The organism is Chloroflexota bacterium (assembly GCA_013152435.1).
Lineage (GTDB): Bacteria > Chloroflexota > Anaerolineae > DUEN01 > DUEN01 > DUEN01.
The window spans coordinates 1-8,996 of sequence record JAADGJ010000068.1 but is presented as its reverse complement, the minus strand read 5'-3'; the positions used below and the strand labels follow the sequence as shown (position 1 = coordinate 8,996).

At 64.2% G+C, this 8,996-nt stretch carries 7 protein-coding genes; 6 read left to right on the top strand and 1 reads right to left on the bottom strand.

Annotation, left to right across the window (positions count from 1 at the left end):
• Positions 1 to 54: 54 nt before the first annotated feature.
• The 3 genes from GXP39_09800 to GXP39_09790 all read left to right on the top strand — a co-directional run bounded on the left by GXP39_09800 (position 55) and on the right by GXP39_09790 (position 4,484).
• On the top strand, positions 55 to 1,467 hold the full coding sequence (locus tag GXP39_09800) for a hypothetical protein (GenBank protein NOZ28329.1): 1,413 nt from the start codon (positions 55 to 57) through the stop codon (positions 1,465 to 1,467).
• Positions 1,468 to 2,006: 539 nt separating this feature from the next.
• Positions 2,007 to 2,708 (top strand): PIG-L family deacetylase, encoded by a 702-nt coding sequence (locus tag GXP39_09795; protein NOZ28328.1) that lies wholly within the window; start codon positions 2,007 to 2,009, stop codon positions 2,706 to 2,708.
• A 375-nt stretch (positions 2,709 to 3,083) separates the two neighbouring features.
• Positions 3,084 to 4,484, top strand: a complete 1,401-nt coding sequence (locus GXP39_09790) for a class II fumarate hydratase (protein NOZ28327.1) — start codon at positions 3,084 to 3,086, stop codon at positions 4,482 to 4,484.
• 90 nt (positions 4,485 to 4,574) lie between these two features.
• Here GXP39_09790 and GXP39_09785 read toward each other — a convergent pair whose 3' ends face one another.
• Positions 4,575 to 5,261: an ArsR family transcriptional regulator gene (locus GXP39_09785; protein ID NOZ28326.1), complete on the bottom strand. Its 687-nt coding sequence runs from the start codon at positions 5,259 to 5,261 to the stop codon at positions 4,575 to 4,577.
• 219 nt (positions 5,262 to 5,480) lie between these two features.
• On the opposite strand from GXP39_09785, the gene GXP39_09780 reads away from it, so the two are divergent.
• The 3 genes from GXP39_09780 to GXP39_09770 all read left to right on the top strand — a co-directional run.
• Positions 5,481 to 6,305, top strand: a complete 825-nt coding sequence (locus GXP39_09780; GenBank protein ID NOZ28325.1) for a TrmB family transcriptional regulator — start codon at positions 5,481 to 5,483, stop codon at positions 6,303 to 6,305.
• Between the two features lie 11 nt (positions 6,306 to 6,316).
• Entirely contained in the window at positions 6,317 to 8,572 is a 2,256-nt protein-coding gene (locus GXP39_09775; protein NOZ28324.1) for an ABC transporter permease, read from the top strand.
• 9 nt (positions 8,573 to 8,581) lie between these two features.
• The coding region (locus GXP39_09770; protein ID NOZ28323.1) for a biotin/lipoyl-binding protein at positions 8,582 to 8,996 on the top strand (415 nt) is incomplete at its 3' end.

Here is an 8,996-nt window from a genome sequence, read left to right as displayed (position 1 = left end):
GTGTTCGCGTAGTTTCAAACTTTACGATATCCGTATGCGAGGAGGGTTTGCGTTATGAGAAAAGTGATCGTCATTATCGCTGTGTTGCTGATGGTGTTCCCCACCGTGGCGTATGCTGGGGGCCCCGTCGTGGGTACGGGAAACACCACCGTCTACGTGACGAACACAGATCAGGCGGGGAACGCCGCTGTGACGGCCGACTACATCAACCCCACGGGTAAGTCGGACTTCACGGATACGGCGAACGTCCCCTATGCGGGCCAGGCCACCTTCAAGGGGTCGACCACCAGCTTGCCGGCTTCGTGGGTGGGCTCCATGGTCCTCTCCTCGGATCGTGTGGTGGCGGCCGCGGCCGTCACGGAGTGGACGGGCGGCGGCGATGGCGATGGGATCACCGCTGGCGCTTACACGGGCTTCGCTGAGGGGGCCAACACCATCTACGCTCCGTCGATCTTCAAGCGGACCTATCAGTCGTCCAAGATCACGGTCCAGAACACGGACACCGTGACGGCTACCGTAACGGTGGAGTTCTACAGCCGGGGTTACACGACGCCGGTCCACACCGTCACGGCGAGCATCCCGCCCAGCGCCTCGAAGACGTTCGACGTCTGGGATTATCCCCAGATCCCGCAGAACCATCCGGATGGTGGCACGAACAACTGGAAGGGTGCTGCCCGCATCACCTCGCCGCAGAAGGTGGCCGCTGTGGTCACCACGCTCTGGAAGTGGGGTTCCAGCATCTACCAGGGCGTCTCTGAACCGTCCAAGAAGCTCTATGCTCCGTCCATCTTCAAGAAGAAGTTCTCCAAGTGGCAGATCTACTCGGGTCTGATCATTATGAACCCGAACAACTCCGATGCTCACTTGACCTTCTACTTCTACAACCGAGATGGGACGCTGGCGGTTCCGGCGGTGACGCAGACCATCGGGGCGTTCTCCTCGGATGGCTTCAACACCCGCTACGACTCCGATCCGGGCGAGGTCTTCGCCTCGGTGAGCAACAACTGGAACGGGTTGGCGGTGATCGAGTCGGATGTGCCCGTGGTTGGGATCGTCAACAACATCTGGCGCCGACCGGCCGATGAGACGGCCTCTTACACGATGGGCACCTCGAACGATGCCTCCACGAAGCTGTACTACCCGGTGATGTTCCGCAAGTACACCGGCTCGTGGGAGAAGTGGTCGGCCACCATCTTCCAGAACACGAGCACCTCGAACGCGACGGTGACCACCCGCTTCTACAACCCGGACGGCACGTTGGCCGTGCCCGCCGCTCAGATGGTGATCCCGGGCAACGGTGCACAGGGCTGGAACACCCGCTATAGCTCCGATCCCGGCGAGCCGTTGGCGAACCTGCCCAACGACTGGACGGGTGTCGTGGTCGTCGAGTCCGATCAGCCGCTGGTGGGTATCGCGAACCTGATCTGGAACAACCAGGCTGCTGGGTACAACGCGGCGACCCCGTAACGGCCTGATCGGCTGACACGGTTGAACGGAAAGGCCCTGGAGGAAACTCCAGGGCCTTTTTGTGTGGCTGTGCTCCTGGTAGTCTCCCTCATGGGTGTTGCTGGGGCAGGGGCGATTCATGAATCGCCCCTGCAGATAAATTCCCCGTCTGGGAAAAAGCCCACAGGAGGCGCCATTCATGCAGCGCTGCTCACAAAATGGTCTCCCGTGGGATCACCAACACTAGACAGAGAGACCACCATGCTCCTCAAGTTCGGCCTTTTGGGTGACAGAAGGCAGTGCCTCCCGCTGTCCGCGCCAGGAGATGAAGCCACGTATATCGCCGACTTTGAAAAAGCCCTGGGGTTGTGGGGATACGGATGGCAGCGTTGCGGTGACAAAGAGCATGGTAAGCACACCTGTGGCACTTGTGAGACATCACCGCGTGCACGAGATATTGACATGCCCTGCCGTTTCTAGTACAATCCGCTTCGGTGCAGACCTCTGCCTTTGGGCAGGGGTTCTTCCATTCCTGGCATAGAGGAGATGTTGAGAGGTCTATGAGCGAGAATCGGAGACGTGTGATGGTGATCATGGCCCATCCGGATGACCCGGAGTTCTTCTGCGGTGGCACCGTCGCCAGGTGGGCCCGGGATGGCTGTGAGATCGTGTACGTCGTGATCACGAATGGCAATAAGGGGAGCAATGATCCAAAGATGACGCCGGAGCGATTGGCGGCCATCCGTGAGGAGGAGCAGCGAGAGGCGGCACGTCGACTGGGCGTCAAGGAGGTCGTCTTTCTGGGGTATAACGATGGGGAGCTGATGGCGGATTTGCGGTTGCGGGCCGATCTGGTGCGCCAGATCCGTCGCTATCGGCCGGACGTGGTCATCTGTCAGGATCCGACGACGTATTTCTGGCCGGGCGGTGGGATCAACCATCCGGATCATCGGGCGGCCGGCGAGGCGGCCATCGCCGCGGTTTTCCCCCTGGCGCGTGATCGGCTCAATTTCCCGGAGCAGGAGCGGGAGGGGTTGCGGCCGCACAAAGTAGAGGAGCTCTACGTGTCGGGGACGACCCAGCCGGATACGTGGATCGACATCTCGGAGACATTGGAGGACAAGATCCAGGCCATCCTGGCGCATCGCAGCCAGATCAAGGAGCCGGAGAAGCTGGCCGAGCGTATTCGGGAGTGGGCGGCCCAATCCGATCAGGGACATCCCCCGTTCGCCGAGGGATTCCGGAAGATCGTGCTGCGCTGAGCCGCGTCGCGAGGGTATCGACAAGCCGCAGATCGTGGGGCGCTCGTGGCCGCTGTCCCTTACTTCGTGGTTCCCCCTGTCAAAAAAGATGAGAGCGTGTCTGAAAATTGACCGGTAGGGTGTCTGAGAAGCTCCCTCAGCTGTCAGCTCCACAGGGGAGGTGTGGAGGGGAACTCCCCTCCACGAGAATTCCCCTTTTCTGGCCTGCACCTGCCTTTCTCGGTCCTTTTCGCAGGGATCTGAGTCGAGGCCGGGCAGGTCGAAGATGGGAGATGGGCTTTTTCCGGAGGGACAGGTTCCTCCGGGCTTCCCTATAGCAGAAGCAACGGCATTTCTCAGACATACTGTGAGATTGATTAAGGAAGGAGTGGGCGAATGACCAAGGAAACGCGCGTGGAGCGAGATTCCCTGGGCGAGGTTCAGGTTCCCGCTCAGGCGTTGTATGGCGCGCAGACGCAGCGGGCGGTGGAGAACTTTCCCATCAGCGGGCTCCGGTTCCCCCGGGCCTTCATCCGGGCTTTGGGGCTGATCAAGGCGGCCGCGGCCCGGGTGAATCGCGATCTCGGGCTGTTGGATGCCGAGAAGGCGCGGCTGATCGAGCAGGCGGCACGGGAGGTCGCCGACGGGCGATGGGACGATCAGTTCCCCATCGACATCTTCCAGACGGGCTCCGGGACCTCCACCAATATGAACGCCAACGAGGTCATCGCGAATCGCGCCATCCAGATCATGGGCGGCGAGCTGGGCTCGAAGGCGATCCACCCCAACGACCACGTCAATATGGGGCAGTCCTCCAACGACGTGATCCCTTCAGCTATTCACGTTGCCGCTTACCTGGAGGTGGCGGAGGTGTTGTTGCCGGCGCTGCGCCACTTGCTTGAGACGTTGCGCCGGAAGGCCGAGGAGACCGGGGACGTGGTCAAGACCGGGCGGACCCACCTGATGGATGCCACACCGGTGCGAATGGGGCAGGAGATCGGCGGCTGGGCCGCCCAGATCGAGAAGGGGATCGCTCGTGTGGAGGCGACGCTGCCGCGATTGGCGGAGTTGGCGCTGGGTGGGACGGCCGTGGGGACCGGGCTGAACGCCCATCCGGAGTTCGGGAGACGCATGGCCGCGGCGTTGGCCGAAGAGACGGGATTGCCCTTCGTCGAGGCGACCGACCATTTCGAGGCTCAGGCGGCCCAGGATGCCGCCGTCGAGCTGAGCGGGCAATTGAAGGTGGTGGCCGCGTCGTTGATGAAGATCGCGAACGATCTCCGTTGGATGAACTCGGGCCCCCAGGCCGGGCTGGCCGAGATCTCCCTGCCGGCTCTCCAGCCTGGGTCCTCGATCATGCCCGGCAAGATCAACCCGGTCATCCCGGAGGCGGTCACGATGGTGTGCGCCCAGGTGTTCGGCAACGACGTGACCATCACCGTGGCAGGGCAATCGGGCAACTTCGAGCTGAACGTGATGTTGCCGGTGCTGGCCTACAACCTCTTGCAGTCCATCACCCTGCTGGCCAACGCGGCGCGGGTGCTGGCGGATAAGGCGATCGCCGGGTTCACGGTGAATCGTGAGCGTATGGCGGATCTGGTGGAGCGGAATCCTATCCTGGTCACCGCGCTCAACCCGGTGATCGGCTACGACCGGGCGGCCCAGGTGGCCAAGCGAGCGTACGCGGAGGGAAGGCGTGTGAAGGATGTGGCCGCCGAGATGACCGATCTCAGCCCGGAGGAGTTGGATCGTCTGCTGGATCCAAAGCGGCTGACCGAGGGCGGCATCCAGAGGTAAGCCGCTTTGCAGGAATTCGACAGGTACGCGTCGCATCGCTGACGGCCGGGTTTCCCAGGGGAGCCCGGCCTTTCGTATGGGGCATTCAACTCAGGGGCTGGGCGTGGTCGAGGGCGGGATGGCGAAGCGGCATGTTTGCCCGCCGCCCGTCCAAAGGTGGACGGGGCGGATCTTCTCCGTCAGGAGTTCTCGCAACATGGCCTGGTCCAGCGTGCAGACCTCGGGATGCTTTTCCACCACACGGGCGTAAGGGCAGTTCCCCAGCTCCAGATATCGTTGGCCGCCGTCCTGGACGATTCGGGCCAGGTAGCCGTGCTGGGTGAGGTAAACGACGAGGTCCTGCAGGAAGGCGTCGATGGGCTGCCCAGGGATGCGTCTCGGCGCCTCGGCGGCCATCTCCCGCCCCATGCGCTCACAGCATTGGACGACCTGGGCGGCGGAGAGCGTCTCCTTCATCTCGCGGAGCAGGCGCTCCGCCAGCCGATCGTACCCATGTGGAAAGGCGTCGAGCGCGTGCGCGGTGAGCCCGTAGAGCAGGCCCGGGCGGCCTACCCCTCGGGGCGTCATCGTACCCAGGGCGGCGATCAGCCCGTTCCGTTCCAGGACGCGCAGATGATGCCGCGTGGCGCTGCGAGAGAGGCTCAGCCTCTTCGCCAGGTCCCCCACGGTCATCGGCCCGTCCTGCTTCAAGATCTCCAGGATGTGCTCTTTGCTATCCACGCTGTACCCGTTGGCCTCATCGCGTTGTGTGACGCCATTGTACCATAACCCGTGCAACTACACTAATTGCATCACTTCTTTCGATGAAATTCCGTCCGGCCTCGAGGGGATTCTGGCCAGCTCTGCGGCGTGGTTGGCCCTGGAAAGATCCTGTGCGTCTTATCCGTATCTTGACAGGATCGACAGAGTGTAGTAGGTTGGTGCGTAGTGGTGGTTGGGATCACAACGACTATCATCTGCTGAATCCCGTACAAACGATCGCGGAGAGGGCTGTGGATGAACGTCATTGAGCGTCTGCAAGTGTTGGGCTTCTCGGAATATGAGGCGAAGGCGTACATCGCCCTTCTGCGCAAAAGCCCGGTCACCGGGTATGAGCTGAGCAAGCTCTCGGGCATCCCTCGCTCCATGATCTATGAGGTGTTGGGGAGGCTCGGGACGCGCGGCGCTGTGCTTAGCACTGTGGCGGGCGGCACGACCCGGTACATGCCCGTGCCCGCGGATGAGCTGCTCGACCGGTTGCATGAGAATTATCACGCCCAGGTGGAGGCGGTGCGCCGGGAGCTGGATGGGCTGACTCCCGGAGGGGAGCTGGATTACGTGTGGAACCTGGAGGGCTACGACAACATCATCGCCCGGGCTAGGGAGATGATCGGCGCCGCAGAGGAGCGCCTGCATCTGGCCCTCCTGCCGGAGACGTTCCCGGATCTGGCGAAGGCCCTGGCGGAGGCCGCGGAGCGCGGCGTGCACATCATCATCAACACGACGAAACCCCTGGACTTCTCGGGCGGCCGCGTGGCCGTCACTCCGCTCGTCGCGGACGACGCGGGCCAGGAGGGGACGTTGGGATTGATGCTGGTCGTCGATGGCCGGGAGGCGCTCATTAGCGAGCGGCTGGAGGAGACCGACGCCCGCGCCTCTTGGACGCGAAACCCCCTGATGACCTTCGTGGTGGAGCATCACATGCGGATCGATATGTACATGCCCCACATCGTGGCGCTGCTGGGCGATCGCCTTCTGGAGGTCATGGACGACCTGGATAGGGATTTGTTGAAGTCGCTGTTGCCCGATCGGCAGGAGATGCATGGGCAGAAGGTGTCGTAGGGGGCGGGGCCATGATCGTCCGAAACCTGCTTCGCCGCCGAACGCGCACGGCGTTGACCCTGTTGGGCATCGCGATCGGCGTGGCCGCGGTGGTCGCCCTGGGCGCCATGGCGGAGGGGTTGATCGCCAACTGGGGAAGCCTGCTGGGGGGCAGCGGCGCTGATCTGCTGGTGATGCAGGCGGGGGCCTGGGATGCCAGCCTGAGTTCCCTGGACCAGACGCTGGGCGAGCGCCTGGCCGCGTTGCCGGACGTGGAGAGCGTGGATCCGGGGGTGATGGCGTATATCTCCACCAAGGGACTGCCCATCATGCTGATCATGGGATATGAGCCTCACTCGCCGGCCATGGATCACTTCCGGATCGTGGGAGGAGAGCCGGTGCGCGGCCCTCGCCAGATCGCGCTGGGCCGACGCGCGGCCGAGAGCTTGAACAAACGCGTGGGGGACACGATCCGCATCTACGGCACGCCCTACCGGATCGTGGGGATCTACGAGACCGGGCAGGCGTTGGAGGAATCCGGCGGCGTCGTCTCCCTGGAGGACGCGCAGGAGATCGGCCAGAAGCCCCGCAAGGTGAGCCTGTTTCAAGTGAGGCTCCGGCCACAGGCGATGGATCGCATAGACGACGTCATCCAGCGCATCGAGCGCCTGTTGCCCGATGTGTCCGTGTCCCGGGCGGCAACCTACGGCGAGGAGATGCAGTGGGCGGACATGATGCGCGGCTTAGCCTGGGGGATCGCCTTCATCGCCATCATCATCGGCGGCCTGGGCATGATGAACACCATGATCATGAGCGTGTACGAGCGCACCCGGGAGATCGGCGTGCTGCGGGCGTTGGGGTGGCGTCGTCGCCGGGTGCTGCGGCTGATCCTGGGGGAGGCCCTGGTTTTGAGCACCGCCGGGGGGCTGATCGGCATCGCGCTGGGGGTGATGCTCACCCAGGCACTGGCGACCAGCCGGGCGGTGGGGGCGCTGCTGCAGGGGCGTTATACGCCGGGCCTGTTCGTTCAGGGGATGGTCACCGCCTGGCTGCTGGGCGTGGTCGGGGGGCTGTATCCCGCTTGGCGCGGCGCGAACCTGCAGCCGGTGGAGGCGCTGCGCTACGAGGGAGGGGCGGGCGGCAGCCTGGGCGAAGGGCGATGGGCCCGAATCCTGCGACCGCTGCCCTCGTTCATGCGCAACCTGGCCCGTCGGAAGACCCGGACGGCGTTGACCGCCCTGGGCATCGGAGTCGGCGTGGCCTCCCTGGTCTCCTTGGGCGCCATCACGGACGGCTTCATCGAGCAGTTGAATCAGGTCATGGGGAGCGGCGGGGCCGGGGATATCGCCGTGATGCAGGCGGATGTGCCGGATATGTCCCTTTCCGCCATCGACGAGCGGATCGGGCGCGCCATCGCGGCGATGCCGGAGGTCAAGGCGGTATCCGGGATGCTTCTGGGTTTCGTCATCACGGAGGAGATGCCTCTCTTCATCATTACGGGCATGGATGTTAACGCCCCGGCCATGCGCCACTATCAGATCGTCGAAGGGCGTGGTATCCGACGCCCCAACGAGATCATCATCGGCCGGATGGCCGCGGAGAACTATAAGCTGCGGATCGGGGACACCGTCCGCCTCTACCAGAACCGCTATCGGGTTGTCGGGATCTATGAGACGGGCGTCCCCTGGGAGGAGGGAGGCGGGGTCATCGCCCTGCGCGAGGCGCAGGCGTTGCTGAACCGGCCCCGCCAGGTCAGCTATCTCCTGATCGATCTGCGGGATCCCAAAGACGCCGATCGTGTGCGCTCGATGATCGAGCAGCGTTTCCCGGAGCTGAAGGCCTCGCTCTCCAGTGAGTTCGCCCAGAACACGCAGGATATGCAACAGACGGAGGCCATGGTCCAGGCCATCATCGCCCTGTCCGTATTCATCGGCGGCGTGGTGGTCACGAACACCATGGTCATGGCCGTCATGGAGCGCACCCGGGAGATCGGCACGCTGCGAGCGTTGGGGTGGCGGCAACGCCGGGTGTTGGGGATGATCATCAGCGAGGCGGCCGTGTTGGGGCTCCTGAGCGCGCTGGTGGGCATCCTGTTGGGAGTCGGCCTGACCGTGGCGCTTAGCCGGCTGTCGGCGGCCTCGGGGTATAGCTATATCTCCGGGGTCTACAGCCTGCGCCTGATCGGGCAGGCGGTGGCGGTGGCCCTGTGTCTGGGGATCGTGGGCGGCGTGTATCCCGCCTGGCGGGCGGCGCGCCTGAGCCCTGTAGAAGCGTTGCGGTATGAATGAGGGACGACCATGAAGCGTATCCTGTGGAAGTGTGCGGGAGTCGTCGTGCTATTCGCGGTAGTGTACGGGATGGCCGGTTGCTCCGCGCCCGGCGGTGGCTCAGCGGCAGCCACACCGACCCCGGCGGATGGAGAGGACGACCTGGAGGGGGTCATTTGGGCCTCCGGGGATGTGGTCCCCGCGCGGTGGGCTTATCTGGGCTTTGAGATCGGGGGGCGCGTGGCCGAGGTCTCGGTGGAGGAGGGGGACGAGGTCGTCGCCGGGCAGGTGCTGGCGCGGCTGCATGTGCCGGACCTGGAGCAGGCGGTGCGCGCGGCGGAGGCCTCGTTGGTGTCGGCGAAGGCGGAGCTGGCGCGCGTGCAGGCCGGAGCGCGGCCGGAGGAGATCGCGGCGGCGGAGGCGGCCGCCCATCGGGCGGAGGCTG

Bases quoted from the DNA above. Each gene is read 5' to 3' on its own strand.
- GXP39_09800 (NOZ28329.1), top strand. From the start codon at position 55: ATGAGAAAAGTGATCGTCATTATCGCTGTGTTGCTGATGGTGTTCCCC.
- GXP39_09780 (NOZ28325.1), top strand. From the start codon at position 5,481: ATGAACGTCATTGAGCGTCTGCAAGTGTTGGGCTTCTCGGAATATGAG.
- GXP39_09790 (NOZ28327.1), top strand. From the start codon at position 3,084: ATGACCAAGGAAACGCGCGTGGAGCGAGATTCCCTGGGCGAGGTTCAG.
- GXP39_09775 (NOZ28324.1), top strand. From the start codon at position 6,317: ATGATCGTCCGAAACCTGCTTCGCCGCCGAACGCGCACGGCGTTGACC.
- GXP39_09795 (NOZ28328.1), top strand. From the start codon at position 2,007: ATGAGCGAGAATCGGAGACGTGTGATGGTGATCATGGCCCATCCGGAT.